This window comes from Buttiauxella izardii (genome assembly GCF_003601925.1).
In the GTDB taxonomy this organism is placed as follows: Bacteria; Pseudomonadota; Gammaproteobacteria; order Enterobacterales; family Enterobacteriaceae; genus Buttiauxella; species Buttiauxella izardii.
This window is the reverse complement of the sequence record NZ_QZWH01000008.1, coordinates 20,162-46,094: the sequence shown is the minus strand read 5'-3', so window position 1 is coordinate 46,094 and position 25,933 is coordinate 20,162. Positions and strand designations below refer to the sequence as shown.

Below are 25,933 nucleotides of genomic sequence, written 5' to 3'. Positions count from 1 at the left end.
TGCTTACAGTGCGCCTAACTCGGTTAATGCCACGGACAAACGTTCTTTCATGGCTTTCTTATCGATCATGTTGTCCAGTGCGACGATTTTGCCGCCGACGGACTGTGCGACTAATTGCTCAGCAATGTCTTTGGTGCCGACAAAAATATCGCTCGGCGTACCTTTGGCGGAGCCGAGGTCAACATGATCGACTTCAGCGCTCACGCCGAGATCTTTAACGATGGTTTTGATGCTCATTTCCATCATCAGACTGGTGCCTAAACCGTTACCGCATACCACTGTGATTTTCATCATTGTTCTCCTGGATAATTAATAGCGCGCAATGACGGACAAAATGTCTTGCGATGTTTTGGCCGACAAAATGGCCTGAATGTCTGGTTCGTTATCGAATAATTGGGCGAGTTGCGAAATGGCTTCGATGTGGCTGGTGCTATCGGTGGCGGCCAGCACAATCAGCAATTTCACCGGATCGTTTTCATCGGCATCGAAATTCACACCGGAAGTGATCAGTGTCAGCGCCAGCGCGAGTTTGTTTGCCCCTTCTTCTGGCCGTGCGTGTGGCATTGCAATGCCGGGCCCGACCACGTAATACGGGCCGATGGCTTCGTGCGAGCGATAAATGGCATCAATGTATCGCGGTTCTATCGAGCCATTTTCGATCAGCGGCTGGCATGAAATCGCTACGGCGTCGCGCCAGTCTTTAGCCTGCTCAACGACCTGAATGACCTCTGCGGTTAATAGTGTTTTTAACATGCGACTGATAACTCCCGATGATAATTAACAGGGAGAGTAGATTTTTCACACGCTAATTAATGTGATGGATATCTCGTTTGGTAGCGCTACCTGATAGCGCTATCAGAGTTTGTGATAGCGCTATCATTTTTCCCGAGTCCGACTTTGGCTATATCCCGGTTCGGCATATACAATGCGTTAGGGTTTTTGCTAACGTGTTCAATTGTTTGACGGATAGTCGGTGAAATAAAAATAATGAAAACAGTGAGTTGTCGTTGTCCGGAGAGGCCAGATGGAAAAGCCGCGTAAGCGCCGTAGTACCGGGCGAGTCACACTACAAGAAGTCGCCAATTTTGCGGGTGTAGGAACCATGACCGTTTCCCGCGCGTTAAGAACACCCGATCAGGTTTCTGACAAGCTGCGCGAGAAGATAGAACAAGCGGTTGCGGAATTGGGCTATATCCCTAATCGCGCTGCGGGTGCGCTGGCATCCGGCCATAGCGACACCGTCGCGGTACTCATTCCTTCGCTGACCGACAAAGCCAGTTCGCGCTTTATGCAGTCGTTACAGCAAGTTCTCAATAAAAACGAATTCCAGCTACTTCTCGGCTGCCACGAGCACAATCAACATAAAGAAGCTGAAATCTTAATGACGCTGCTGCAAAGCAACCCGGCTGCGATGGTGATTTTTGGCTCGCAACTGGCTGAGAAAACCTGGCAAATTCTTGAAAAAGCCAATGTTCCGACCATCAACGTGGTGGGTTCCCCGTTCAGCCAGGCGGCAATTTCCCTCGAGGCATCATTTTTTGAAGCGGCACATAAACTGACGGAACACCTGTTAGATCAGGGCTATAAGAATATTGGTTTTATTGGCTCGCATATGGATAACCGCCTGCAACGCCAGCAGCTTAACGGCTGGCATAAAGCCATGCTGAGCCGCTACCAGAATTCCGACCAGGTGATCACTACGCCGGAAGCCGCCAGCCTGCAGTTTGGCCGCTATGCGTTAACGGAAATATTGCAGCGCCAGCCGGAGTTGGATGCGGTGATTTGCAGCCACGAAGACATTGCATTGGGCGTGATGTTTGAATGCCAGCGCCGTTTGCTGAAAATCCCCGGTAATATTGCTGTGGCCTGTCTTGATGGTTCCGACAGTTGCGACCAGACGCATCCCACGCTGACTTCTATTCGTATTGATTATAAAAAGATGGGCAAAGAGGCGGGCAAACTGCTGATTGAGTTGCTCAATGATGATCGGGATGATGAATTAGACGAAACGCGAGTCGAGCTATTTAACTACCAGATTGAGCTGCGCCAGAGCACGTAAACAAAAGGCGGGTTCCCCCGCCTGGCAATTTAACCGGTAATATTCCAACCCCGCGCACGCCATAACTCCGGCAACTGCGCTAAATCGGTAAAGGTCGTTACTTTAGGGTGATCAATCGGCTTGTTGTGTGGGTCGGCGCAAAAATAGAAAACTTCCATTCCCGCGGCAATACCCGATTGCGCGCCTGCCATTGAATCATCCACCAGCACACAGTTTTTTGCCTCGACACGCATCGCGTCGGCGGCGTGGTACATCAGCGCCGGATCGGGTTTCCAAAGCTGAATATCGTAGCCGCTGAACAGTTTGTCCTCGAAATGGTGGAGCATGCCGGTTTTGCCCAGCGAGTGCTGCATTTTGCTGACCGGGCCGTTGGAAACGATACACATCGGCACGTTAACTTGCGCAACCAGCTCGGTTGCTCCTTCAATCTCCACCAGCTCGCTGTCAAACAAGCGTGAAACTTCGGCGCGATAAATTGGCTCCAGCACTTCTTTTGACAGATTCACGCCATGTTGGGCATTGATGGTGTCGATGATCTCGTAAAGCTTGATCCCTTTGAAGGTCTTGTGAACCTCCTCAAGCGCAAGTTCGATGCCGTATTGCGCAAACATATGCACGTAGGCTTTGGAGCAAATCACTTCACTATCAACTAGCGTGCCATCGCAGTCGAAGAACACCGCATCTATCCGGGACATACCGCTTCCTTATTTCTACCCATCGCCCTTCAAACTGCAGGGGTGTTGGCCGCTCTCATTCACCCGAATCACTTACTTGAGTAAGCTCATCAGGACTCATTCGATTGCCGCCTACCTGCATCTTGAAGTCGCTCGGGTATAAGAGTAAATATCTACTTTACCCAATTTGCGCAATTTTTGCGGCACGCAATCGTTGCCGTATAAGAAAATTCAATGAAAAAAAATCTGCGTTCGACATCATGTTTTGTAATTTTTGGTATAGGATAGCGACGGATTTTCCCTCTCAATGTTCGGAATTAAGACTAATGAGCCAACCACAATCTACTCCGGCCGCAAATCCGGGGCTGCTCGAGCGCGTGTTTAAACTGCGCGAACACGGCACCACGGCACGCACTGAAGTGATCGCCGGTCTTACGACCTTCCTGACGATGGTGTATATCGTTTTCGTCAACCCGCAGATCCTTGGCGCCGCTGGTATGGATACCCAGGCCGTTTTTGTCACCACCTGTTTAATTGCCGCATTAGGTAGCATCCTGATGGGTATTTTCGCCAACTTGCCAGTGGCACTGGCTCCGGCAATGGGCCTGAACGCGTTCTTCGCCTTTGTGGTGGTTGGCGCGATGGGGATTTCCTGGCAAGTCGGCATGGGCGCGATTTTCTGGGGCGCGACGGGCCTGTTGTTGCTGACCATTTTCCGCGTGCGTTACTGGATGATTGCCAATATCCCGATGAGCCTGCGCGTGGGTATCACCAGCGGTATTGGTCTGTTCATCGGCATGATGGGGCTGAAAAACGCCGGGATTATCGTTGCGAACAAAGACACGCTGGTCACCATCGGTAACCTGACTTCGCACAGCGTTTTGCTGGGCGCGCTGGGCTTCTTTATCATCGCTATTCTGGCTTCGCGTAACATTCACGCGGCGGTACTGGTTTCCATCGTGGTGACTACGCTGCTGGGCTGGATGATGGGCGACGTGCAGTATCACGGCATTGTTTCTGCTCCGCCGAGCGTGCTTTCCGTGGTCGGTCAGGTTGATTTAGCCGGTTCGCTGAACATCGGTTTGGCAGGCGTCATCTTCTCCTTTATGCTGGTAAACCTGTTTGACTCATCCGGTACGTTGATTGGCGTAACGGATAAAGCTGGTCTTGCCGACGAAAAAGGGAAATTCCCACGCATGAAGCAGGCGCTGTACGTTGATAGCGTTTCTTCTGTTGCGGGTGCGTTTATCGGCACTTCATCGGTGACTGCGTATATCGAAAGCTCTTCTGGCGTGTCGGTTGGCGGGCGTACTGGCCTGACGGCGGTAATCGTCGGCTTGCTGTTCCTGCTGGTTATCTTCCTGTCACCACTGGCGGGTATGGTTCCGGCTTATGCTGCTGCGGGCGCATTGATTTACGTTGGCGTGCTGATGACTTCCAGCTTGTCTCGCGTGAAGTGGGACGACCTGACCGAAGCGGTGCCAGCGTTTATCACCGCTGTGATGATGCCGTTCAGCTTCTCCATCACCGAAGGCATCGCGCTGGGCTTTATCTCTTACTGTGTAATGAAACTCGGCACCGGTCGCTGGCGTGAAATCAGCCCATGCGTGATTGTTGTGGCGCTGTTGTTCATTCTGAAAATCGTCTTTATCGACGCGCATTAATTGATTGTGCCGGATGACGCTTTGCTTATCCGGCCTGCGTGACCGTAAAAATAGCCAGTCATTGCGACTGGCTATGATTTTCCCTTCGATACCGCCCCGGCGGCTGGTGGAACGTACGTGTAAATATCCGCGTAAACGTCTGCTGCGAATCAAAACCATACTTCAAACTAATATCGTAGACCTTGTTATCGGTATCGCGTAAATCCCGCGCGGCCAGCAACAATTTGCGGTCACGGATGTATTTCCCCAGACTCTCGCCTTTGTACTGCATAAACAAACGCTGCAAGTGCCACTTCGAATAACCCGCATGATCGGCAATATCATCAATCCGTAATGGCTGGTGCAAATTGTCGTCAATCCACTCAACAATTGTGTCGATAACCTGAGCTGAAATAGTCATTCGTCCCCCCGCGCGATTCGCTTACATGGCACTGGCTGATTCCCACCAGGCGCTAAATTGTTGAGTGTTGTCGTTCACCAAAACGGGCTCACCCTGCTTCGGTGTTAACAGGCGGAATGGTTCGCCGGAACTGGCTTCGCTCAGGCTTTTATACGGTGCATCCCAGGTATGTTTTGCCAGCACAAAGCGGCCCGCATGCCCCGGTAGAATGGCGCGTGCATTCAAATCCACGGCGGCCTGCGCGGTTTCTTTTGGCATCATATGAATGTTGTTCCAGTCCTCGTCGTACTGGCCGTTTTCCATAATTGCGATATCCACGAAACCAAACTGTTCACCGATGGCTTTGAAATGCGGCCCGTAGCCGGTGTCACCGCTGTAATAAACCTTCTGCTTGTCGGTCACGAACATGAAACTCGCCCAAAGCGTCTGGTTTCTTTTCAGGCCACGGCCTGAAAAATGACGTGCAGGCAAAACGTGAACCGTTAGCGCATTCGAGATTTTTACCGCCTGGTTCCAGTCTTTTTCATGAATGATGTCGCTATTTACGCCCCAATAACGCAGATGCGAACCGACACCGAGCGGAGTGATTATCTGGCGGATTTTAGGTTTCAGCGCTTTGATAGTGGCGTAATCCAGATGATCGTAATGGTCGTGGGAAATAATCAGCAGATCGATTTCCGGCATCGACTCTGCCGTCCAAGGGTAATCCCCTGGAAAAGCTTTATTCAGAAATGAAAATGGCGCGGCGTAACGACTAAAAACCGGATCGATAAGAATGCGTTTTCCCGCCAGCTGCAAATACCACGAGGAGTGGCCGAGCCAAACCATGGTGTCTTGTTCCAGCGGCAGGCTGGCCAGATCGGTTTTAACCAGCGGCAGCGGCTGTTGCGGGCGCGCGTTTTCAGTGCGAGAGGTTAAAAATTCCCACGATGCCGCGAGGATACTTTTCTTCCCGGTATAACTTTGGGTTGGCACCTGGTTGCGGAATTGCCCATCCACGTAATTGGCAGAACGTTCGACTAAACTTAAACCTTCTCCCTGCGGAGCCTGACCAAACCCGGCATTCAGGACAAAAGGCAAACTGGCTGCTGTAGCAATCAACATAATAATAACCGCGCATAAGGAGAGACGTTTCATATCCTGGCCCGCATGTACGCCCCTTCCACTTGAACGTTGCTAACAAAACTTGATAATGAGTGAGTAAGCACTCATTATAGATACAGAGTGACCTGCGTCAAGATGCTTTTCAATCGCTGACATTCAGCGTTGCAGTGGCGTAGCTCGCGTGATTCAATTCGCTTTCGTTAATTTTGAGGGTTAATCGTTGTGGCTCGTCCGAAGAGTGAAGATAAAAAACTAGCGTTACTGGAAGCGGCGACTATTGCCATTGGCCAGTCGGGTATTGTGGCGTCTACCGCGCAGATTGCCCGTGCCGCAAAGGTTGCAGAAGGCACGCTGTTTCGCTATTTCGCCACGAAGGATGATTTGCTCAACGAGCTTTATCTACATTTGAAGCAAGGTTTACTGTTGGCGATGCAGGCGAATCTCGACCGCACGTTGAAGGAACCGAAGGAATACACCCGCTATATCTGGAACAGTTACATCGACTGGGCGATTGCCAATCCGCAAGCGCATCGCGCGATTCGCCAGCTCGCAGTGAGCGATAAAATTGACGAAGAAACCAAGCAGAAAGTGGCGGAGTTGTTCCCGGAATTACACGAAATTTGCTCGCAATCGATCTTAAAAGCCTTCAGCAGCGGGCCGTATCGCGCATTTAGCGATGCTATTTTTTCGTCCCTGGCAGAAACGACGATGGAGTTCGCCAGCCGCGAACCGGAACGAGCTGGCGATTTTAAAGCGTTAGGTTTTGAGACGATGTGGCGTGCTTTGGCTAACTAGCGTTTAACTCGCTGAATATAATCGCCAAACGCCGTGAGCTGCCCGGACAGATGATCGAGCGTGCTTTGATCAACCACTTCGCCCGTTTGCGCATCCACTTTATTCTGAATCACGCCGCCCATAAATTCGGGCTTGTTCATCACCATCGCGTCTAAGAACACCAGAATCTGGCGCAGATGATACTGGCAGCGCGCGCCGCCAATCGCGCCCATTGAACTGGTTTGGATCAGCACCGGTTTTCCTGCCAGCGGCTGTTCCGGCAAGCGTGACAGCCAGTCGATAGCGTTCTTCAAGCCGCCCGGCACCGAATAGTTATATTCCGGCGTCACGATCACCACGCCATCTGCGGCGCGAATTTGCTCGGCAATCGCTTCCACGGTCGCCGGGAAACCCTCTTCTTGCTGCATATCGGCGTCATACAACGGAATGTCTTTAATCGACGGTAATGCGTCAATACTCATTCCAGCCGGTGCGATTCGTGGCAACGTGCGCGCCACCATGGCGTTGAATGAACCCTGTCGAAGGCTACCTAATAACGTGACAATCTTTAACGTGTCGGACATGAATACTCCTTGGTGTCAGGACGCTGAATTTTGATATTACGCTTTTTCGGACGACATACTGGTTAAGCGAATGATGCTGCCGTCGGGATCCCGGTAGCGAGATTGAACATCCCACAGACTATGCCAGTTTTGCGGGCTTTCAAACTCCCACAAACTCAGTTTTTCGATTGCGGGAGAAACCACACAACCCCAAATCAGTAACCCTTCTACGTCGCTGATCGCTTCTATTTCAGTCTGGTCACTCACGCGTGTGCGCCCGGCACCCGGCAGAAGCTGCAAACTTTCTTCGCGCCCCGTCAACTTAAATGCGCTTTGATGCAAGGTGCGCAGCTGCGCTTTGGCCTCACCCGGATTTTTTTGGTTGTTTATCCAGATGGACTCATTACTGCGAAAGCTTGAAGAAGCGGCAACAGAAGGAAGATTGCCGAACGACTGATTTATCTCGATATCCAACCCACAACGGCCTTCGGTCGTGATCAATACGCCGACTTTGTTTCCGGCGTAGGCAATGCTGAAATCGGTCAGTGAAGGGTCGGCAAAATGTGGGCGTCCGGCGGCGTCGGTGATGATTTTCGGCAATTGTTGAATGCCATACAGCATATGAAGCAATTCAGCCAACAGACTGCGGGAGGCTAAAAATCGTGAGCGGCGGTGTTCTGGCATCTGGCGGGCGTGGGCATGACATTCGTCATTCAGCCGGCTTGAAAAGGGGTACTTTGGGTTGATCGTCCATCTTGCGAAATGCGTTGCCATTTGTCTCTCCTTGATACCAGGCAATGTACTCTGTTCTCGATTGTAGGTTTTTTAGCGGGGAAACGCACGGCCCGCCATGGATAAAAAACGATCAAAACCTCAACAAATGATCAAGCCCATGAATATTTTGATTTTAATTGTCTGCCAGCTCCGCCATTTTTAAATTTCGATAATTGCGTGGAGAAACGCCATTGATGCGCTTGAAGGCGGTACTAAATGCGCTTTCGGAGGCGTAACCGTATTGAAGCGCCAGCGTGGAGACCGACAGCTCACTTTTACGAAGTGATTGCCCGGCTAAATACATGCGCCATTGCGTCAGGTAGGTCAATGGCGCGACACCAGCGATCGACTTGAAATACACCGCAAAACTGGTGCGCGACATCGCTGCGGCCTTTGCCAGTTCACTTAACTGCCAGTTTTGCGCCGGATCGTTGTGCATTAATGCTAGCGCAGGCTGGAGACGTTTATCGCTGACGGCTTTGAGCCAGTTGCACGGCAGATCCGTGGCGGTTTGCAGATATTCACGCAAGATCTGCACAAACATCAATTGAGTGAGCTGCATCGAAACGACACTAAAACCGGGAAGGGGTTGAGAAACTTCTCGCACCAGTTGTTCAAGCAGCCACGATAAAACACCTGCTTGTTGCGAGGATGCTCGCACGTGGATTAACGGCGGCAACACTTGTGCCAACAGCTTTCCGCTATCTGGATCAAGCTTAACGTGGCCGCCAAGCTGAATGCAGTCTTTGCAGTCGCCAATGACTGCGGTTTTGTTGTGACTGCCGCTAAACAAGGCTTTGGCGTCTACCGGCTCGGTGATGCAATCACTTGCCAGCACAAACGATGGCGTGGAAGAAAGCAAAAATACGTCGCCTTCTTCGACGTAAACCGGCGTTCTTTCACCTTCAAACATCAGAACGCAGCGCCCTTTCACCAGTGCAAAAAATTTAAGGTATTCAGGCTTTGGGAAGCGTATCGCCCAGTCGCCGCCTGCGCTAAAACCTCCGGCAACGACTGGTTTTGCATCGGCCAGACGAAGAAAATCTGAAAACGGATCGCTGTGCATTTTGAACTCCTGAGCATGTTTCGTGAATTTTAGCGCATTCATCGTTCTATTTCCTGCGCGTAAACTACAGCCTGATTTGTTTACTTCTCCCGAGGAATCACCGATGCGTTATATCAAACTAGGCAATACCGGATTAGATGTTTCACCTGTGGCCATTGGAGCAATGACTTACGGTGAACCTGGCCGTGGCCATCCTGTATGGTCGCTGGATGAGGCGCAGAGTCGCCCGCTGATCAAACACGCGCTGGAAAGCGGAATTAACTTTTTTGATACCGCAAATCTGTATTCCCAGGGAAGCAGTGAAGAAATTCTTGGACGGGCATTAAAAGATTATGCCAACCGTGATGATGTGGTGATTGCGACCAAAATTCGCCACCCAATGCGCTCTGGGCCAAATGGCAAAGGGTTATCTCGTAAAGCGATCATGGCGGAAATCGACCATAGTTTGCGTCGATTAGGCACTGATTATGTCGATCTGTATTTAATCCACCGTATGGATAACTCCACGCCGCTCGAAGAAACCCTCGAAGCGTTGCACGACGTGGTGAAAGCCGGGAAAGTGCGTTATCTCGGGGCCTCCTCGATGCATGCCTGGGAATTTAGCAAAGCGCTGCATATGCAAAAAGCCAACGGCTGGGCGCGCTTCGTTACGATGCAAAACCACTACAACTTGCTGGCGCGGGAAGAAGAACGCGAAATGCTGCCGCTGTGCGCCGACGAAGGCGTGGGAACCATGGTCTGGAGTCCGCTGGCACGAGGTCGTCTGGCGCGTGGCTGGGATGATGCGAAAACGACTGAACGCTCAGGCAAAGATGGTTTTGCCGATATGCTCTATACCCAATTCACGAAGGAAAGCGATCGCCAAATCATTGATGCCGTTGGCGATATTGCCGCCGCCCGTGGCGTTTCTCGTGCGCAAATCGCCCTGGCGTGGTTGCGTAAAAACCCGGTGGTGACGGCTCCGCTGGTGGGCGCAAGCAGCATTCAGCAAATCGACGATGCGGTGGCATCACTGGATATCACGCTGACTGAAGATGAGCTTATGGCGCTCGAATCGCCATACACACCGCGTTATGACTTCCAGGGGATTTCTGACGAAGCGCTACTGAACAGCATTATGGCGAGAATCCCGGGCTTTAAATTGCCGTAACGACCAAAAAAATCCCGCAAAGCCATGAGCTTTGCGGGATGAGTGAAAAGTGAGCGCCTGCTTACTTTTTCGCTTACTTACCGATACAGAAGCTCGAGAAGATGCGTCCGAGCAAATCATCTGAAGTAAATTCACCGGTGATTTCGCTCAGGCTCTGCTGGGAAAGACGTAATTCTTCAGCCAGCAATTCCCCAGCCCATGCGCCCAGAAGCTGCGCTTTGCCTTGTTGCAGGTGCGTTGCCGCTTGTTCCAGCGCCTGCAAATGGCGACGGCGTGCGAGGAATCCGCCTTCCATATTGGTTTCAAAGCCCATGCTCTGTTTAAGATGATCGCGCAGCACATCTACGCCTTCACCGGTACGCGCAGATAAGCGCACAAGTGAGTGACCATTCACATCGCTCAGACCCAGCGTTTCGCCTGTGACATCCGCTTTGTTTCGCACCACGGTAATCGGCAAACGCGCCGGTAAGCGTGCAATAAAGTCAGGCCAAATATCAGCCGGATCGGTCGCGTCGGTTGTCGTGCCGTCAACCATAAACAGCACGCGGTCAGCTTGTTCGATCTCGTTCCAGGCACGTTCGATACCGATGCGCTCAACTTCATCGCTGGCTTCGCGTAAACCGGCGGTATCAATGATATGCAGCGGCATGCCGTCGATGTGGATATGTTCGCGTAGAACGTCGCGTGTGGTGCCAGCAATATCCGTCACGATCGCGGCTTCTCGCCCGGCGAGAGCGTTCAGCAGACTCGATTTCCCGGCGTTTGGACGCCCGGCAATCACCACTTTCATGCCTTCACGCAGCAAACTTCCCTGGCGCGCTTCGGCGCGAACCGCGTCCAAATCGCCAATCACCTGGTTTAGCTGCGCTTCAATTTTGCCGTCGGAGAGAAAATCAATTTCTTCATCCGGAAAATCAATCGCCGCTTCGACGTAAATTCGCAGATGCGTCAGCGCTTCAACCAGATGGTTTACGCGTGCTGAGAAAGCGCCCTGCAAAGAATTTAGCGCGGAACGAGCGGCCTGTTCTGAGCTGGCGTCAATCAGGTCGGCAATTGCCTCGGCCTGAGCCAAATCCAGCTTATCGTTAAGGAATGCACGTTCAGAGAACTCGCCAGGCCTTGCGATGCGCAGACCTGGAAGCGCCACAATGCGTTTTAACAGCAAATCGAGGATAACCGGGCCGCCGTGACCCTGAAGTTCCAGCACGTCTTCTCCGGTGAAGGAGTTGGGGCCGGGAAACCACAGCGCGATGCCTTGATCCAGAACGCTGCCGTCTGCATCACGGAATGGCAGGTAATCGGCGTAGCGTGGCTTAGGGAGTTTGCCCAGAATCGCTTGCGCGACTTCACGCGCCTGAAGGCCTGAGACGCGCAGGATACCGACTCCACCACGTCCCGGCGGTGTCGCCTGGGCAACGATTGTCTCGTTATGGCTCATTACTGCCCCTTCGTTATTAAGTGGTGGATGACGCTTCGCTTATCCACCCTACGAAATAAAAAAGGCGGTCAATTGACCGCCTTTCGTAAGCTTTTCGCTAATTTTTATCAGGTCTTTTTCTTATCGCGGCTGTGTAAGCCACGTTTCTCAAGACCGCGATAAATCAGCTGCTGCTGGATGATGGTCACGGTGTTACTGACGATATAGTACAGTACCAGGCCTGACGGGAACCACAGGAAGAACACCGTGAAGATGACCGGCATAAAGGTCATGATCTTCTGCTGCATCGGGTCGGTCACTGTCGTTGGCGACATCTTCTGAATGAAGAACATCGTCAAGCCCATCAGGATCGGCAGGATGTAGTACGGGTCTTGTGCAGACAAGTCATGAATCCACAGTGCGAACGGCGCATGGCGCAGCTCTACGGAACCCATCAGCATATAGTACAACGCCAGGAAGATTGGCATCTGGATAACCAGAGGCAGACAGCCACCCAACGGGTTAACCTTCTCAGCTTTGTACAGGGCCATCATTTCCTGGCTCTGACGCTGCTTATCGTCACCAATACGTTCACGCATGGCCGCCAGTTTTGGCTGCAACATACGCATTTTCGCCATGGAGGTGTACTGCGCTTTAGTCAGCGGGTACATGATGCCACGAACGATAAAGGTGATAACGATAATGGAGAAGCCCCAGTTACCGATGAAGCTGTGCAGGAATTTCAACAGCTTGAACAGCGGCTGAGAAATAAACCACAACCAACCATAATCCACAGTCAGGTCAAGGTGCGGCGCAACGGCTGCCATTTTGTCCTGAATTTCCGGGCCAACCCACAGGGTGCTACCCAGTTGAGCTGTCTGGCCTGGCTGAACCAGTTGTGGTGCGGATTTATAACCAATCGCCGCCACATCATTGCTCAGTTTGGTGGTATAGAAGTTGTTAGTGCCCTGATTACGTGGAACCCACGCCGTTGCAAAGTACTGCTGCAACATCGCTACCCAACCATTGCTGGCGTTAACGTTCAGGTTTTCACCGTCAGCGATTTTATCGAATTTATATTTTTCGTATTTCGCGTCTGGCGTTGAGTACGCTGCACCACGGAAAGTATGCAACGCAAAGTTGCTGCTTCCGGTATCGCGGTGAGTCGGCAAATTGATGGACTGCTTCAACTGACCAAAAGTAGCCAGTTCCAGCGGTTTCTCACCGGTGTTCTTCACGTTGTAATCCACGCTCACCGCGAACTCGCCGCGTTTCAGAGTGAATGACTTAGTAAAGGTGTTGCCAGCCGCATCGGTATAAGTCATTGGAATCACCAACTCGTTCTGGCCTTCCGGCAAGACGAAGCTGTCGCTTTCAACGTTATACAGAGGACGGTCGCCATTAGCCGGGTTATCCGGGCCATCACGGCCAGTCAGGCCACTTTGTGCCTGGTAGATAAACTCTGGCGTGGTTTCCAGTAACTGGAACGGCTCATTGGATTTGAGCTCTTTCGGGTAGGTCAGCAACTGTGCCTGCTCAACATCACCACCACGGGTGTTGATGGAAAGCTCAAGGACGTCAGTTTTAACCGTGATGATTTTCCCCTGGCCACTGGTCGGCACACCCTGGCTTGCGGCGTTACCTGCTGCGGTGGTCGTAGTCTGCGTGGTCTGCTGCACCTGAGGTTTTGGAGCGTGGTCCTGCTCCCAGGCTTGCCAGATCATGAAAGACACGAACAACAAAGCGATGAGAAAAAGATTGCGTTGCGAATCCATCGTTAGTGTTCTCTGGTATCAAAAGGTCCAGGTGGGACGGGATCGTCTCCACCGGGGTTCAAAGGGTGGCATTTTAATACGCGTTTCACTGTCAACCAACTGCCTTTTAGCACCCCAAACCTGCGCAATGCCTCAATTCCGTAGTGAGAACAGGTTGGAGTAAAACGGCAATGCGGCCCGAGAAGCGGACTTATCAGGCGCTGATAGACCCTAATCAGGCCTATCAGGAGCCGGGAGACAGGCGACAGTGACGGCGCCATAACTTTTCCAATGCTTCCGATAAAGCCCGGTTATCCAGGTCTGCAACCCCTTTCTTAGCCACTACCACGAAATCCATCGAAGGAAGTTCATGCTGACGCAAACGGAAACTCTCACGCGTCAGACGTTTAATCCGATTGCGTTCGTGTGCACGTTTAACGTTTTTCTTAGCGACTGTAAGACCGATGCGGGGATGCCCCAGCGAATTTAGGCGGCCGAGGATGGTGATTTGCGGCGTGCCAGCCCGTTGAGGCTGCTGGAAGACGAAAGTGAAATGAGTGGGAGTTAACAAGCGTAACTCCCTGGGAAATGCGAGCTTAACCACTCAGGGGTTAGCTTTTATTACTTAGAAACGGTCAGACGGGAACGGCCTTTAGCACGACGACGTGCCAAAACCTGACGACCATTTTTAGTTGCCATACGAGCACGGAAACCGTGTGAACGGTTACGCTTCAGTACGGACGGTTGAAAAGTGCGTTTCATGGCGATTTCTACCTAAACTTGGATAAATTTCACTGGGTTAGCGAAGAGCCCTGCAGAAACTGCAAACGACTAACGCCTCAGTGTGGCTGATTAAAGAGGCCGGATTGTAATAATTGTACACTCCGGAGTCAATTCTCTTTCCTTATTTCCCGTGCCTTAATTCGCTTTTTGACCCTTAAAACGACCAGGATCTGACCAAAGTAAAGCCGTGGTGACACGCGACGGGTGGGGAATTATACGGCGTCCCCATTAAAGCGCAAGGATCGACTGGGATCTTCCTTAGATCAGATAAGCTGATTTTGTGCGCTAGTCATTAAATTTTCCAATATAGGAATCTATAGCGCTGCACGTCTGACAGGATCGTTTACACTTAGACTCCACAAAACAGCCCTGGACGCCACAAAACAAGCCTGTGGATAAATCGGGAAGAAACTGTGAGAAACAGAAGATCTCTGGCGCACTTTAGGCTATGATCCGCGGTCCCGATCGTGATCCTTTAGCGTTCACCCTGGGGTAAACCGCAGATAGCGGTTCGCACGCTTCCCGAATCGGGGTTCCGTTGTGGAAGAGTCGGCGTGTGTCAACAATCATGAATATAAACTTTCAGTCTTCGTCATTTTATCGACTTTGTTCGAGTGGAGTCCGCCGTGTCACTTTCGCTTTGGCAGCAGTGTCTTGCCCGATTGCAGGATGAGTTACCAGCCACAGAATTTAGTATGTGGATACGCCCCCTACAGGCGGAACTAAGCGATAACACGCTGGCCCTGTATGCGCCAAACCGTTTTGTACTCGATTGGGTCAGAGACAAGTACCTCAATAACATCAATGGCTTGCTCAATGATTTTTGTGGTGCAGATGCCCCGGTCCTGCGTTTTGAAGTGGGCAGCAAACCGGTCAGCCAAACGCTGAATCAGCAGACTGTTACTACTGCTCCGGCTCATGTGCATATCGCACGCCCTACGACTCATCTTCGCCCAAGCTGGGATAACTCTCCGGCTCCGGCTGAACACTCTTATCGCTCTAACGTTAACGTGAAACATACCTTTGATAACTTCGTTGAAGGTAAGTCGAACCAACTGGCTCGCGCAGCGGCACGTCAGGTAGCAGATAACCCTGGTGGTGCTTATAACCCGCTGTTCCTTTATGGCGGCACGGGTTTGGGTAAAACGCACCTTTTGCATGCTGTTGGCAACGGTATTATTGCTCGCAAACCGAATGCAAAAGTGGTGTACATGCACTCTGAACGCTTCGTTCAGGACATGGTAAAAGCGCTGCAAAACAACGCCATTGAAGAGTTCAAACGTTACTATCGTTCCGTTGATGCGCTGCTGATTGATGACATTCAATTCTTTGCGAATAAAGAGCGCTCACAGGAAGAATTCTTCCATACCTTCAACGCCCTGCTCGAAGGTAATCAACAGATCATTCTGACTTCGGATCGTTATCCAAAAGAGATCAACGGTGTTGAAGATCGTCTGAAATCTCGTTTCGGTTGGGGACTGACGGTAGCGATCGAACCGCCGGAACTGGAAACTCGCGTTGCGATCCTGATGAAAAAAGCCGACGAGAACGACATTCGTCTGCCGGGTGAAGTGGCCTTCTTTATTGCTAAGCGTTTACGTTCCAACGTGCGTGAGCTGGAAGGGGCACTGAACCGTGTTATCGCCAATGCCAATTTTACTGGCCGGGCGATTACCATCGACTTCGTGCGTGAAGCGCTGCGTGACTTGCTGGCGCTGCAAGAAAAACTCGTCACCATCGACAATATTCAAAAGACGGTGGCCGAGTACTATAAAATCAAGATTGCTGACCTGTTGTCCAAGCGTCGTTCTCGCTCGGTTGCCCGTCCACGTCAAATGGCGATGGCACTGGCGAAGGAACTGACAAACCATAGCTTGCCAGAAATCGGCGATGCCTTTGGTGGCCGCGACCATACTACGGTTCTGCACGCCTGCCGTAAGATTGAGCAGTTGCGTGAAGAAAGCCACGACATCAAAGAAGATTTCTCCAACTTAATCAGAACATTATCTTCGTGACGCTATGAAATTTACCGTTGAACGTGAAACTTTATTAAAACCGCTGCAACAGGTGAGTGGCCCACTTGGTGGCCGTCCGACGTTACCGATTCTCGGCAACCTGCTGTTGCAAGTCGCGGAAGGAACGCTCTCATTAACAGGCACTGACCTGGAAATGGAGATGGTGGCGCGTGTCGCGTTGGTGCAACCGCATGAGCCGGGTGCGACCACCGTTCCTGCGCGTAAATTTTTCGATATCTGCCGTGGTTTGCCAGAAGGCGCGGAAATCGCTGTTCAGCTTGAGGGCGACCGCATGTTGGTGCGCTCCGGGCGTAGCCGTTTCTCGCTTTCAACGCTCCCTGCGGCTGATTTCCCGAACCTGGACGACTGGCAGAGCGAAGTCGAATTCACTCTCCCGCAAGCGACCATGAAACGCCTTATTGAAGCCACACAGTTTTCTATGGCGCATCAGGACGTTCGTTACTATTTGAACGGCATGTTGTTTGAAACCGAAGGCGAAGAACTGCGCACCGTGGCGACCGATGGTCACCGCCTGGCCGTGTGTTCTATGCCGGTCGGTCAATCGTTGCCAAACCATTCTGTGATCGTGCCGCGTAAAGGCGTGATTGAGCTGATGCGTATGCTCGACGGCGGTGATTCACCGCTGCGCATTCAAATTGGCAGCAACAACATTCGTGCTCACGTTGGTGATTTTATCTTTACGTCCAAGCTGGTTGATGGCCGTTTCCCTGATTATCGCCGCGTATTGCCGAAGAACCCGGATAAACATCTCGATGCCAGCTGTGATTTGCTGAAACAAGCATTTTCACGTGCGGCGATTCTCTCCAACGAGAAATTCCGTGGCGTTCGTCTGCAAGTGATTGCCAATCAGTTGAAAATCACCGCTAACAACCCGGAACAGGAAGAAGCTGAAGAAATTCTCGACGTCACTTATGACGGCACAGATATGGAAATCGGCTTTAACGTCAGTTACGTGCTCGATGTGTTGAACGCACTGAAGTGCGAGAACGTGCGCATTTTGCTGACTGACTCTGTTTCCAGCGTGCAGATTGAAGATGCTGCCTCTCAAGCGGCGGCTTACGTTGTCATGCCAATGAGACTGTAGATGTCGCTGTCGCGTTTACTGATTAAAGACTTTCGTAATATCGAAAATGCGGACCTGGCTCTATCTCCTGGATTTAATTTCCTGGTGGGAGCCAATGGCAGCGGCAAAACTAGCGTGCTGGAGGCGATTTATACCCTCGGGCACGGGCGCGCTTTCCGCAGTCTGAAAATAGAACGCGTTGTTCGTCACGAGCAAGAATCCTTTGTCCTGCATGGCCGCATTCAGAATGGCGAACGGGAAACCTCCGTTGGCCTGACGAAAGACCGTGCGGGCGACAGCAAAGTGCGTATCGACGGCAGCGATGGTCACAAAGTGGCTGAACTCGCGCTGTTAATGCCCATGCAACTCATCACCCCTGAAGGGTTTACATTGCTCAACGGCGGCCCTAAATACCGTAGAGCTTTCCTCGATTGGGGATGTTTCCACAACGAACCAGGTTTTTTCGTCGCCTGGAGCAATCTCAAGCGCCTGCTTAAGCAACGTAACGCTGCGTTGCGCCAGGTAACGCGCTATGCGCAATTGCGGCCATGGGATCAAGAGCTTATCCCACTCGCGGAGCAAATCAGCCGCTGGCGTGCCGAATACAGTGCGGCCATTGCCGATGACATGGCTGATACCTGCGCGCAATTTCTACCGGAATTCTCGCTTAACTTTTCTTTCCAACGCGGTTGGGAAAAAGAGAGTGACTATGGCGAGCTGCTGGAACGCAACTTCGAGCGTGACAGAATGCTGACCTACACCGCCCACGGCCCTCACAAAGCTGATTTCAGAATTCGTGCAGACGGTGCGCCGGTAGAAGATACGTTGTCGCGCGGGCAACTTAAATTACTGATGTGCGCCTTACGACTGGCGCAGGGTGAGTTTCTCACCCGACAGAACGGGCAGCGTTGCCTGTATCTGATAGATGATTTTGCCTCTGAACTAGATGATGCACGTCGTGGTCTATTAGCCAGCAGGTTAAAGGCGACGGAATCACAAGTTTTTGTTAGCGCGATTAGTGCAGAACATGTGATGGATATGGCGGACAAAAATTCGAAGATGTTCGCCGTGGATCAGGGTAAAATAACGGATTAACCCAAGAATAAATGAGCGAGAAACGTTGATGTCGAATTCTTATGACTCCTCCAGTATCAAAGTCCTTAAAGGGCTGGATGCGGTACGTAAGCGCCCAGGCATGTATATCGGCGATACGGACGACGGCACCGGTCTGCACCACATGGTATTTGAGGTCGTAGATAACGCTATCGACGAAGCACTTGCCGGTCACTGTAAAGACATCGTTGTCACCATTCATGCTGATAACTCTGTTTCCGTGACCGATGATGGCCGTGGTATTCCTACCGGCATTCACCCTGAAGAAGGTGTTTCTGCTGCCGAAGTTATCATGACCGTGCTTCACGCCGGCGGTAAGTTCGATGACAACTCCTATAAAGTTTCTGGCGGCCTGCACGGCGTAGGTGTTTCGGTTGTTAACGCCCTGTCTCAGAAACTGGAACTGCTGATTCGCCGCGAAGGCAAAGTTCACCAGCAAACTTACATCCACGGCGTGCCACAAGCACCGCTGGCGGCGACTGGCGATACTGATGCGACCGGTACTCAGGTTCGTTTCTGGCCAAGCCACGAAACCTTCACCAACGTGATTGAGTTCGAATATGACATCCTGGCAAAACGCCTGCGTGAACTGTCATTCCTGAACTCTGGTGTGTCTATCCGCCTGATTGATAAGCGTGATGGCCGTGCTGACCACTTCCACTACGAAGGCGGTATCCGCGCGTTTGTTGAATACCTCAACAAAAACAAAACTCCTATTCACCCAACCGTGTTCTATTTCAGCACTGAAAAAGACGGCATTGGCGTGGAAGTGGCGTTGCAGTGGAACGATGGTTTCCAGGAAAACATCTACTGCTTCACCAACAACATCCCGCAGCGCGATGGTGGTACTCACCTGGCCGGTTTCCGCTCGGCGATGACGCGTACTCTGAACGCGTATATGGAAAAAGAAGGCTACAGCAAAAAAGCGAAAGTCAGCGCTACCGGTGACGATGCCCGTGAAGGCCTGATTGCTGTTGTCTCAGTAAAAGTACCAGACCCTAAATTCTCTTCTCAGACCAAAGACAAACTGGTTTCTTCAGAAGTGAAAACGGCGGTTGAACAGCAGATGAACGAACTGTTGTCTGAATACCTGCTGGAAAACCCGTCTGACGCGAAAATTGTCGTCGGCAAAATCATTGATGCCGCTCGTGCCCGTGAAGCAGCACGTCGTGCGCGTGAAATGACCCGTCGTAAAGGCGCGCTGGATTTGGCTGGTCTGCCAGGCAAACTGGCGGATTGCCAGGAACGCGACCCGGCTCACTCCGAATTGTACCTTGTGGAAGGGGACTCTGCGGGCGGCTCTGCAAAACAGGGGCGTAACCGTAAGAACCAGGCGATCCTGCCGCTGAAAGGTAAAATTCTGAACGTTGAGAAAGCGCGCTTTGACAAAATGCTCGCTTCTCAAGAAGTTGCCACGCTGATTACGGCGTTGGGCTGCGGCATTGGCCGTGACGAATACAACCCGGACAAACTGCGTTACCACAGCATCATCATCATGACGGATGCGGACGTCGATGGTTCGCACATCCGTACCCTGCTGCTGACCTTCTTCTACCGTCAGATGCCTGAAATCGTTGAACGCGGCCATGTGTATATCGCACAGCCACCGCTGTACAAAGTGAAGAAAGGCAAGCAAGAGCAGTACATCAAAGATGATGAAGCGATGGACCAATACCAGATCGCAATCGCACTGGATGGCGCTACGCTGCACACCAATGCCGATGCACCTGCCCTGGCTGGCGAAGCGCTGGAAAAACTGGTTTCAGAGTTTAAAGCTTGCCAGAAAATGATTGGCCGCATGGAGCGCCGTTATCCGCGCAACTTGCTGAACAACCTGGTTTATCACCCAACGCTTGAAGATGCCGATCTGACTGACGAAAGCAAAGTGACTGCCTGGGTTTCTGCTCTGGTCACTCAGCTTAACGAAAAAGAACAGCACGGTAGCACCTGGAATTCCCTGGTTCGTCATAACCGTGAACTGAATCTTTTCGAGCCGGTGATTCGTGTGCGTACCCACGGCGTGGATACCGACTATCCGCTGGAGCAAGAGTTTATCGTTGGTGGCGAATACCGTCGTATTTGCACGCTGGGCGAGAAATTGCGTGGCCTTATCGAAGAAGACGCGTTTATCGAACGTGGCGAACGCCGTCAGCCGATTGACAGCTTCGAGCAGGCGCTGGATTGGCTGGGCAAAGAATCCCGTCGTGGCCTGTCTATTCAGCGTTACAAAGGTTTGGGCGAAATGAACCCGGATCAGTTGTGGGAAACCACAATGGATCCGCAAAGCCGCCGCATGCTGCGCGTGACGGTAAAAGACGCGATTGCAGCGGATCAGCTGTTCACCACCCTGATGGGCGATGCGGTTGAACCACGTCGTGCATTTATCGAAGAAAACGCCCTGAAAGCGGCGAATATCGATATCTAATCTGTACCCGTTGGTGGGCGTCTGCCCACCAACCATTTCCCTCGTTTTGCCTCCATTTTCCCGCGTTAATCCCCCTGAGTGACTACACTTCTATTGCACACTTCGTGATTGCAAGAGGACACGGTCATGGGTTTATTCGATCAAGTTACTGGCATGATGGGGGGTGGCGATGCAGGTAAATTCAAAGTCATCCTTACGTGGATTAATGAACAAGGCGGCATTCAGGCAATTCTTGAACGGTTTCGGGAAAAGGGGTTCTCAGATGTTGTCACCTCCTGGCTGAGCGGCGCGCATAACCAAAGCGTTAGCCCTGAGCGGATACAGGATGTATTAGGAACGCCCGCCATCAGCGGCCTGGCTGAGAAGCTCGGGATTGATGTGGGAAGCGCATCTCAACTGCTGGCAGAGCAGTTCCCGAAAATTGTCGATACTTTATCGCCAGCAGGTGAAGTCACTCACGATGAAGATTTGCTGACTAAAGGCTTCCATATGCTGAAGGATAAATTCTTCAGCTAACAGATATACGCCACTCTCTACGGGTGGCGTTTTTTTGTTAATAACGGACGTATTTCACCCTCAACGTAGCGCTATTTTTGCGAGCTTAATCGCGTTAGCATGAGATAAACTCATTACCTCAGAAAATCCTATGACTATAAAACTCATTGCTATTGATATGGACGGCACCCTGTTGCTGCCAGACCACACCATTTCTCCAGCCGTTAAAGCCGCCATCGCCAGCGCGCGCGAACGTGGCGTCAACGTTGTTTTGTGTACCGGACGCCCTTTTGCAGGTGTTGAGAACTATCTCAAAGAGCTGCACATGGATAAGCCGAATGACTACTGCATCACCTATAACGGTGCGTTAGTGCAGAAGGCTAACGACGGCAGCACCGTGGCGCAAACCGCGCTGAGTTACGACGACTACCGCTATCTGGAACTGCTTTCTCGTGAAGTGGGTTCCCACTTCCACGCGCTGGATCGCCACACGCTGTACACCGCGAACCGTGATATCAGCTACTACACCGTTCATGAATCCTTTATCGCCAATATCCCACTGGTGTTTAGCGAGCCAGAAAACATGGATAAAAACGGCGCGTATCTGAAAGTGATGATGATCGACGAACCTGCGATTCTGGACAAAGCCATCGCGAAAATTCCCGACGAGGTGTACGAGCGCTATACGCTGCTCAAAAGCTCCCCTTACTTCCTGGAAATCCTCGATAAGCGCGTCAACAAAGGCACGGGCGTAAAAGCACTGGCTGAATCGCTGGGTATCAAGCAAGAAGAAGTGATGACGCTGGGCGACCAGGAAAACGACATCGCGATGCTGGAATATGCCGGTATCGGTGTGGCGATGGAAAATGCCATCGACAAAGTCAAAGAAGTCAGCAACTTCGTGACGAAATCAAACCTTGAAGATGGCGTTGCTTACGCGATTGAGAAGTTTGTATTGAACTGATCCCATGCTGAAATTGAAACAGAAACCCTGGCTTTTGCGCCGGGGTTTTTTTTGATCTTATTTTTATCAATTGTCTGTTTTGTGATCCAAATTGTAGTACAACCTATATTGGTTGTACTACATTACGCACATCGGAACAGTTTTGAGACTCAAATTTGTACTTCAAAATAGCGGTGTTTTTCAGCGCTCACGGTAAAGTGTGGTTAATACCTAAATCGAACAGGGCAAACCATGACTAAGACCGATCGCATCATCGTGACGCTGGGCAAACAGATTGTCGGCGGGAAGTACACTCCGGGCGCAGCATTGCCGTCAGAAGCCGACTTATGTGAGGAGTTCGAAACCTCACGCAACATTATCCGCGAAGTTTTTCGTTCGCTGATGGCGAAGCGGCTGGTTGAAATGAAGCGTTATCGCGGAGCGTTTGTGCAACCGCGTAACCAATGGAATTACCTCGATACCGAGGTGTTGCAGTGGGTTCTGGAGAACGACTACGACCCGCGCCTGATTAGCGCCATGAGTGAAGTGCGAAACCTGATTGAACCAGCCATTGCGCGTTGGGCTGCGGAACGCGCGACATCAAGTGACCTGGCGGGAATCGAAGCCGCGCTTAACGATATGGTCGCCAACAACCAGGACAGAGACGCGTTTAACGAAGCGGATATTCGTTACCACGAAGCGGTGCTGGAATCGGTACATAACCCGGTGCTTCAGCAGTTAAGCGTGGCGGTCAGTTCTCTCCAGCGAGCGGTTTTTGAGCGCACCTGGATGGGCGACGAAGCCAACATGCCGCAAACGCTCCAGGAACATAAAGCGTTGTTCGATGCGATTCGCCATCAGGACAGCCAGGCTGCAGAAAAAGCGGCGCTGACAATGATTGCCAGCTCCACCAGACGACTAAAGGAAATCACATGACATCACGCTACATCGCTATTGACTGGGGTTCGACTAACCTGCGCGCCTGGCTTTTTCAGGATGGAATTTGCATTGATAGTCGCCAGACCACCGCAGGCGTTACGCGTCTGAACGGTAAAACCCCAGAAGCGGTGTTTGATGAAGTCACCCACAACTGGCGTGAAGAAAATACGCCTGTTTTGATGGCCGGAATGGTAGGCAGCAATGCCGGGTGGAAAATTGCCCCTTATTTACCGTGCCCGGCTCGTTTTTCTGATTTAAGCCAGCAACTGACGCCAGTGCTGGATAACGTCTGGATAATCCCCGGCCTTAGTGTACAAAGCGACGATAACTGCAACGTGATGCGTGGTGAAGAAACCCAGCTTCTCGGCGCACGAACCCTTGGCCCGTCGTCGCTCTACATCATGCCGGGAACGCACTGCAAATGGGTGCATGCGGATAAAGACACGGTGCAGGATTTCCGCACCGTGATGACCGGTGAACTGCATCATATTCTGCTTAACCACTCCTTAATCGGCACGGGCCTGCCTGAGCAACAAACCAGCCACGAAGCCTTCCTGGCCGGGCTGCATCGCGGTATTAACGACCCCGATTTGTTGCCACGACTTTTTGAAATACGTGCCGCCCACGTTTTGGGTGAACTGCCGCGTAGCGAAGTCAGCGAATTTCTTTCCGGGCTGTTGATTGGTAACGAAGTGGCGGCAATGACTCGCCAGTACGCTCCCGATAATCAACAGCCTGTCACCATTGTTGCTAATCCGTCCTTGAGCCAGCGCTATGTCAACGCGCTCGGGTTGCTGGGCTACCAGGCGAAAGTGCTGGATGGCGACAATGCATTCCAGGCAGGAATAAGGAGTATTGCAAATGCAGCGGCAAACTAATCTTCCGCTCATCGCTATTTTGCGCGGCATCACCCCTGACGAAGCGCACGCGCACGTTGCGGCGTTGCTGGATGCGGGATTCGACGCGATTGAAATTCCGATGAACTCACCAAACTGGCAGCAAAGCATTTCGGCGATGGTGACAGAATTTGGCCACCTGGCGCTGATTGGTGCGGGCACCGTTTTGAAACCCGATCAGGTCAATGAACTGGCCGAGATGGGCGGCAAACTGGTGGTGACGCCAAATACACAACCGGACGTTATTCGCCGCGCGGTGAGCTACGGAATGACGGTCTGCGCCGGTTGCGCCACAGCCTCTGAAGCTTTTACCGCGCTGGATGCGGGCGCTCAAGCCTTGAAAATCTTCCCGTCTTCTTCGTTCGGGCCGGATTACATCAAAGCGCTAAAAGCGGTATTGCCTGCGGACGTGCCCGTTTTCGCGGTCGGTGGTGTAACGCCCGAGAATTTAGCGCAATGGCTAAAAGCAGGTTGTGCAGGTGCAGGGCTTGGCAGCGATTTGTATCGTGCGGGTCAGCCTGTTGAGCAAACCGCTGCGAAAGCAAAAGCATTTGTTAAAGCTTACAAGGAGGCTGTGCAGTCATGAAAATTACCAAATTAACCACTTACCGTTTACCCCCGCGTTGGATGTTCCTGAAAATTGAAACCGACGAAGGCGTTGTGGGTTGGGGCGAGCCGGTCATTGAAGGTCGCGCCAAAAGTGTTGAAGCGGCGGTTCATGAATTAAGTGAAATGCTGATAGGCCAGGATCCGGCGCGGATTAACGATTTATGGCAGGTGATGTATCGCGGTGGTTTTTATCGCGGCGGCCCAATTTTAATGAGTGCAATAGCAGGTATCGACCAGGCATTGTGGGACATTAAAGGCAAAGTATTAAACGCCCCGGTCTGGCAATTAATGGGCGGCCTGGTGCGCGATAAAATTAAAGCATACAGCTGGGTGGGAGGTGATCGCCCATCCGAAGTGATTGAAGGTATTTCCGCGCTACGTAAAATTGGCTTTGATACTTTTAAATTAAACGGCTGCGAAGAAATGGGGATTATTGATAATTCTCGTAAAATAGATGCGGCGGTGAATACAGTTGCACAAATTCGTGAAGCCTTTGGCAATGAAATTGAATTTGGCCTCGATTTCCACGGTCGCGTTAGCGCACCAATGGCGAAAGTATTAATTAAAGAGCTTGAGCAATATCGACCGTTATTTATTGAAGAACCGGTGCTTGCCGAACAAGCTGAATATTATCCGCGCCTGGCCGCTCAAACTCATATTCCAATTGCCGCAGGCGAGCGCATGTTCTCGCGCTTTGAGTTCAAGCGTGTTCTTGAAGCTGGTGGGATTGCGATACTCCAGCCTGATTTGTCACACGCGGGCGGTATTACCGAGTGCTATAAAATCGCCGGCATGGCGGAAGCATACGACGTTTCGTTGGCACCGCATTGCCCACTTGGCCCCATCGCGCTGGCTGCGTGTCTGCACATTGACTTTGTTTCCCGCAACGCGGTATTCCAGGAACAAAGCATGGGCATTCACTACAACAAAGGCGCTGAGTTGCTCGATTTCGTTAAAAACAAAGAAGACTTCAAAATGGATGGTGGCCACTTTATGCCATTAATGAAGCCTGGCCTCGGCGTTGAAATTGACGAAGAAAAAGTGATTGAGCGCAGTAAAAATGTCACCGATTGGCGCAACCCTTTGTGGCGTTACGCAGATGGTTCCGTCGCCGAATGGTAAATGCCCGTCATCATTCAAGCCGCAGCGGCGTTGGCTGCATTCACTTACCCGAATCACTGACTTTAGTCAGCTCATCAGGATAAGTTCTCTTGCCGCCTTGCTGCAACATG

At 51.6% G+C, this 25,933-nt stretch carries 27 protein-coding genes; 14 read left to right on the top strand and 13 right to left on the bottom strand.

Features of this window, described 5'->3' with window-relative positions:
- Positions 1-3: 3 nt before the first annotated feature.
- Positions 4-291 (bottom strand): PTS sugar transporter subunit IIB, encoded by a 288-nt coding sequence (locus tag D6029_RS05885; protein WP_115631722.1) that lies wholly within the window; start codon positions 289-291, stop codon positions 4-6.
- 18 nt (positions 292-309) lie between these two features.
- On the bottom strand, positions 310-753 hold the full coding sequence (locus tag D6029_RS05880; protein WP_120063869.1) for a PTS sugar transporter subunit IIA: 444 nt from the start codon (positions 751-753) through the stop codon (positions 310-312).
- Between the two features lie 271 nt (positions 754-1,024).
- Between D6029_RS05880 and D6029_RS05875 the strand changes: the two genes are divergently transcribed.
- Complete coding sequence (locus tag D6029_RS05875; protein ID WP_120063868.1) at positions 1,025-2,059, top strand: LacI family DNA-binding transcriptional regulator; 1,035 nt, start codon at positions 1,025-1,027, stop codon at positions 2,057-2,059.
- Between the two features lie 29 nt (positions 2,060-2,088).
- Here the strand turns inward: D6029_RS05875 and yieH are convergent, their stop codons facing one another.
- A complete protein-coding gene (gene yieH / locus D6029_RS05870; protein ID WP_120063867.1) occupies positions 2,089-2,754 on the bottom strand; it encodes a 6-phosphogluconate phosphatase in 666 nt (221 codons plus the stop codon).
- Positions 2,755-3,059: 305 nt separating this feature from the next.
- On the opposite strand from yieH, the gene D6029_RS05865 reads away from it, so the two are divergent.
- The gene (locus D6029_RS05865) at positions 3,060-4,397 is read left to right on the top strand and encodes an NCS2 family permease (RefSeq protein ID WP_120063866.1); all 1,338 of its coding nucleotides are present in this window, start codon (positions 3,060-3,062) and stop codon (positions 4,395-4,397) included.
- A 58-nt stretch (positions 4,398-4,455) separates the two neighbouring features.
- On the opposite strand, the gene D6029_RS05860 is transcribed toward D6029_RS05865, so the two are convergent.
- Both D6029_RS05860 and D6029_RS05855 read right to left on the bottom strand, forming a co-directional pair.
- Positions 4,456-4,797: a RamA family antibiotic efflux transcriptional regulator gene (locus tag D6029_RS05860; RefSeq protein WP_120063865.1), complete on the bottom strand. Its 342-nt coding sequence runs from the start codon at positions 4,795-4,797 to the stop codon at positions 4,456-4,458.
- 21 nt (positions 4,798-4,818) lie between these two features.
- A complete protein-coding gene (locus D6029_RS05855; RefSeq protein ID WP_120063864.1) occupies positions 4,819-5,934 on the bottom strand; it encodes an MBL fold metallo-hydrolase in 1,116 nt (371 codons plus the stop codon).
- A 189-nt stretch (positions 5,935-6,123) separates the two neighbouring features.
- Between D6029_RS05855 and D6029_RS05850 the strand changes: the two genes are divergently transcribed.
- Positions 6,124-6,696: a TetR/AcrR family transcriptional regulator gene (locus tag D6029_RS05850; protein WP_120063863.1), complete on the top strand. Its 573-nt coding sequence runs from the start codon at positions 6,124-6,126 to the stop codon at positions 6,694-6,696.
- On the opposite strand, the gene D6029_RS05845 is transcribed toward D6029_RS05850, so the two are convergent.
- The 3 genes from D6029_RS05845 to D6029_RS05835 all read right to left on the bottom strand — a co-directional run bounded on the left by D6029_RS05845 (position 6,693) and on the right by D6029_RS05835 (position 9,078).
- Positions 6,693-7,259 (bottom strand): NADPH-dependent FMN reductase, encoded by a 567-nt coding sequence (locus D6029_RS05845; RefSeq protein WP_120063862.1) that lies wholly within the window; start codon positions 7,257-7,259, stop codon positions 6,693-6,695. The genes D6029_RS05850 and D6029_RS05845 overlap by 4 nt on opposite strands.
- A 36-nt stretch (positions 7,260-7,295) precedes the next feature.
- Complete coding sequence (locus D6029_RS05840; RefSeq protein ID WP_120063861.1) at positions 7,296-8,012, bottom strand: 4'-phosphopantetheinyl transferase family protein; 717 nt, start codon at positions 8,010-8,012, stop codon at positions 7,296-7,298.
- A 133-nt stretch (positions 8,013-8,145) separates the two neighbouring features.
- A complete protein-coding gene (locus D6029_RS05835; RefSeq protein WP_120063899.1) occupies positions 8,146-9,078 on the bottom strand; it encodes an AraC family transcriptional regulator in 933 nt (310 codons plus the stop codon).
- A gap of 103 nt (positions 9,079-9,181) precedes the next feature.
- On the opposite strand from D6029_RS05835, the gene D6029_RS05830 reads away from it, so the two are divergent.
- Positions 9,182-10,228, top strand: coding sequence for an aldo/keto reductase (locus tag D6029_RS05830; protein WP_120063860.1), 1,047 nt, complete (start codon positions 9,182-9,184; stop codon positions 10,226-10,228).
- 73 nt (positions 10,229-10,301) lie between these two features.
- On the opposite strand, the gene mnmE is transcribed toward D6029_RS05830, so the two are convergent.
- The 5 genes from mnmE to rpmH all read right to left on the bottom strand — a co-directional run bounded on the left by mnmE (position 10,302) and on the right by rpmH (position 14,161).
- Positions 10,302-11,666 carry a tRNA uridine-5-carboxymethylaminomethyl(34) synthesis GTPase MnmE gene (gene mnmE, locus D6029_RS05825; protein ID WP_120063859.1) on the bottom strand — a complete coding sequence of 455 codons (1,365 nt, stop codon included), beginning with the start codon at positions 11,664-11,666 and terminating at the stop codon, positions 10,302-10,304.
- A 107-nt stretch (positions 11,667-11,773) separates the two neighbouring features.
- Entirely contained in the window at positions 11,774-13,420 is a 1,647-nt protein-coding gene (gene yidC / locus D6029_RS05820) for a membrane protein insertase YidC (RefSeq protein WP_120063858.1), read from the bottom strand.
- A 2-nt stretch (positions 13,421-13,422) separates the two neighbouring features.
- The gene (yidD, locus tag D6029_RS05815) at positions 13,423-13,680 is read right to left on the bottom strand and encodes a membrane protein insertion efficiency factor YidD (RefSeq protein ID WP_072011227.1); all 258 of its coding nucleotides are present in this window, start codon (positions 13,678-13,680) and stop codon (positions 13,423-13,425) included.
- Complete coding sequence (rnpA, locus tag D6029_RS05810) at positions 13,644-14,003, bottom strand: ribonuclease P protein component (protein WP_120063857.1); 360 nt, start codon at positions 14,001-14,003, stop codon at positions 13,644-13,646. Before rnpA ends, yidD begins: the two co-directional genes overlap by 37 nt.
- 17 nt (positions 14,004-14,020) lie before the next feature.
- Positions 14,021-14,161: a 50S ribosomal protein L34 gene (gene rpmH / locus D6029_RS05805; protein WP_003849659.1), complete on the bottom strand. Its 141-nt coding sequence runs from the start codon at positions 14,159-14,161 to the stop codon at positions 14,021-14,023.
- Positions 14,162-14,808: 647 nt separating this feature from the next.
- Here rpmH and dnaA point away from each other — a divergent pair.
- The 10 genes from dnaA (at position 14,809) to dgoD (ending at position 25,823) form a co-directional block, all read left to right on the top strand.
- The gene (gene dnaA / locus D6029_RS05800; protein WP_120063856.1) at positions 14,809-16,197 is read left to right on the top strand and encodes a chromosomal replication initiator protein DnaA; all 1,389 of its coding nucleotides are present in this window, start codon (positions 14,809-14,811) and stop codon (positions 16,195-16,197) included.
- 4 nt (positions 16,198-16,201) lie between these two features.
- Positions 16,202-17,302: a DNA polymerase III subunit beta gene (gene dnaN / locus D6029_RS05795; RefSeq protein WP_034499793.1), complete on the top strand. Its 1,101-nt coding sequence runs from the start codon at positions 16,202-16,204 to the stop codon at positions 17,300-17,302.
- Positions 17,303-18,376, top strand: coding sequence for a DNA replication/repair protein RecF (recF, locus tag D6029_RS05790; RefSeq protein WP_120063855.1), 1,074 nt, complete (start codon positions 17,303-17,305; stop codon positions 18,374-18,376).
- A 28-nt stretch (positions 18,377-18,404) separates the two neighbouring features.
- Positions 18,405-20,819: a DNA topoisomerase (ATP-hydrolyzing) subunit B gene (gene gyrB, locus D6029_RS05785; protein WP_120063854.1), complete on the top strand. Its 2,415-nt coding sequence runs from the start codon at positions 18,405-18,407 to the stop codon at positions 20,817-20,819.
- A gap of 126 nt (positions 20,820-20,945) precedes the next feature.
- Positions 20,946-21,335, top strand: a complete 390-nt coding sequence (locus D6029_RS05780) for a YidB family protein (protein WP_120063853.1) — start codon at positions 20,946-20,948, stop codon at positions 21,333-21,335.
- Positions 21,336-21,465: 130 nt separating this feature from the next.
- Complete coding sequence (gene yidA / locus D6029_RS05775; protein WP_120063852.1) at positions 21,466-22,278, top strand: sugar-phosphatase; 813 nt, start codon at positions 21,466-21,468, stop codon at positions 22,276-22,278.
- Positions 22,279-22,509: 231 nt separating this feature from the next.
- Positions 22,510-23,193, top strand: coding sequence for a D-galactonate utilization transcriptional regulator DgoR (gene dgoR, locus D6029_RS05770; protein ID WP_120063851.1), 684 nt, complete (start codon positions 22,510-22,512; stop codon positions 23,191-23,193).
- On the top strand, positions 23,190-24,074 hold the full coding sequence (locus D6029_RS05765) for a 2-dehydro-3-deoxygalactonokinase (protein ID WP_120063850.1): 885 nt from the start codon (positions 23,190-23,192) through the stop codon (positions 24,072-24,074). Before dgoR ends, D6029_RS05765 begins: the two co-directional genes overlap by 4 nt.
- Positions 24,058-24,678, top strand: coding sequence for a 2-dehydro-3-deoxy-6-phosphogalactonate aldolase (locus tag D6029_RS05760; protein ID WP_120063849.1), 621 nt, complete (start codon positions 24,058-24,060; stop codon positions 24,676-24,678). The genes D6029_RS05765 and D6029_RS05760 overlap by 17 nt, the downstream gene beginning before the upstream one ends.
- Positions 24,675-25,823 (top strand): galactonate dehydratase, encoded by a 1,149-nt coding sequence (gene dgoD, locus D6029_RS05755; RefSeq protein WP_120063848.1) that lies wholly within the window; start codon positions 24,675-24,677, stop codon positions 25,821-25,823. Before D6029_RS05760 ends, dgoD begins: the two co-directional genes overlap by 4 nt.
- The last annotated feature ends 110 nt before the right edge of the window (positions 25,824-25,933 follow it).

What these genes read in the sequence shown, in the direction of transcription:
- D6029_RS05885 (WP_115631722.1), bottom strand. Translation starts at nt 291, where the DNA reads ATGAAAATCACAGTGGTATGCGGTAACGGTTTAGGCACCAGTCTGATG.
- D6029_RS05880 (WP_120063869.1), bottom strand. Translation starts at nt 753, where the DNA reads ATGTTAAAAACACTATTAACCGCAGAGGTCATTCAGGTCGTTGAGCAG.
- D6029_RS05875 (WP_120063868.1), top strand. Translation starts at nt 1,025, where the DNA reads ATGGAAAAGCCGCGTAAGCGCCGTAGTACCGGGCGAGTCACACTACAA.
- yieH (WP_120063867.1), bottom strand. Translation starts at nt 2,754, where the DNA reads ATGTCCCGGATAGATGCGGTGTTCTTCGACTGCGATGGCACGCTAGTT.
- D6029_RS05865 (WP_120063866.1), top strand. Translation starts at nt 3,060, where the DNA reads ATGAGCCAACCACAATCTACTCCGGCCGCAAATCCGGGGCTGCTCGAG.
- D6029_RS05860 (WP_120063865.1), bottom strand. Translation starts at nt 4,797, where the DNA reads ATGACTATTTCAGCTCAGGTTATCGACACAATTGTTGAGTGGATTGAC.
- D6029_RS05855 (WP_120063864.1), bottom strand. Translation starts at nt 5,934, where the DNA reads ATGAAACGTCTCTCCTTATGCGCGGTTATTATTATGTTGATTGCTACA.
- D6029_RS05845 (WP_120063862.1), bottom strand. Translation starts at nt 7,259, where the DNA reads ATGTCCGACACGTTAAAGATTGTCACGTTATTAGGTAGCCTTCGACAG.
- D6029_RS05840 (WP_120063861.1), bottom strand. Translation starts at nt 8,012, where the DNA reads ATGGCAACGCATTTCGCAAGATGGACGATCAACCCAAAGTACCCCTTT.
- D6029_RS05835 (WP_120063899.1), bottom strand. Translation starts at nt 9,078, where the DNA reads ATGCACAGCGATCCGTTTTCAGATTTTCTTCGTCTGGCCGATGCAAAA.
- D6029_RS05830 (WP_120063860.1), top strand. Translation starts at nt 9,182, where the DNA reads ATGCGTTATATCAAACTAGGCAATACCGGATTAGATGTTTCACCTGTG.
- mnmE (WP_120063859.1), bottom strand. Translation starts at nt 11,666, where the DNA reads ATGAGCCATAACGAGACAATCGTTGCCCAGGCGACACCGCCGGGACGT.
- yidC (WP_120063858.1), bottom strand. Translation starts at nt 13,420, where the DNA reads ATGGATTCGCAACGCAATCTTTTTCTCATCGCTTTGTTGTTCGTGTCT.
- yidD (WP_072011227.1), bottom strand. Translation starts at nt 13,680, where the DNA reads ATGGCGCCGTCACTGTCGCCTGTCTCCCGGCTCCTGATAGGCCTGATT.
- rpmH (WP_003849659.1), bottom strand. Translation starts at nt 14,161, where the DNA reads ATGAAACGCACTTTTCAACCGTCCGTACTGAAGCGTAACCGTTCACAC.
- dnaN (WP_034499793.1), top strand. Translation starts at nt 16,202, where the DNA reads ATGAAATTTACCGTTGAACGTGAAACTTTATTAAAACCGCTGCAACAG.
- recF (WP_120063855.1), top strand. Translation starts at nt 17,303, where the DNA reads ATGTCGCTGTCGCGTTTACTGATTAAAGACTTTCGTAATATCGAAAAT.
- gyrB (WP_120063854.1), top strand. Translation starts at nt 18,405, where the DNA reads ATGTCGAATTCTTATGACTCCTCCAGTATCAAAGTCCTTAAAGGGCTG.
- D6029_RS05780 (WP_120063853.1), top strand. Translation starts at nt 20,946, where the DNA reads ATGGGTTTATTCGATCAAGTTACTGGCATGATGGGGGGTGGCGATGCA.
- yidA (WP_120063852.1), top strand. Translation starts at nt 21,466, where the DNA reads ATGACTATAAAACTCATTGCTATTGATATGGACGGCACCCTGTTGCTG.
- dgoR (WP_120063851.1), top strand. Translation starts at nt 22,510, where the DNA reads ATGACTAAGACCGATCGCATCATCGTGACGCTGGGCAAACAGATTGTC.
- D6029_RS05765 (WP_120063850.1), top strand. Translation starts at nt 23,190, where the DNA reads ATGACATCACGCTACATCGCTATTGACTGGGGTTCGACTAACCTGCGC.
- D6029_RS05760 (WP_120063849.1), top strand. Translation starts at nt 24,058, where the DNA reads ATGCAGCGGCAAACTAATCTTCCGCTCATCGCTATTTTGCGCGGCATC.
- dgoD (WP_120063848.1), top strand. Translation starts at nt 24,675, where the DNA reads ATGAAAATTACCAAATTAACCACTTACCGTTTACCCCCGCGTTGGATG.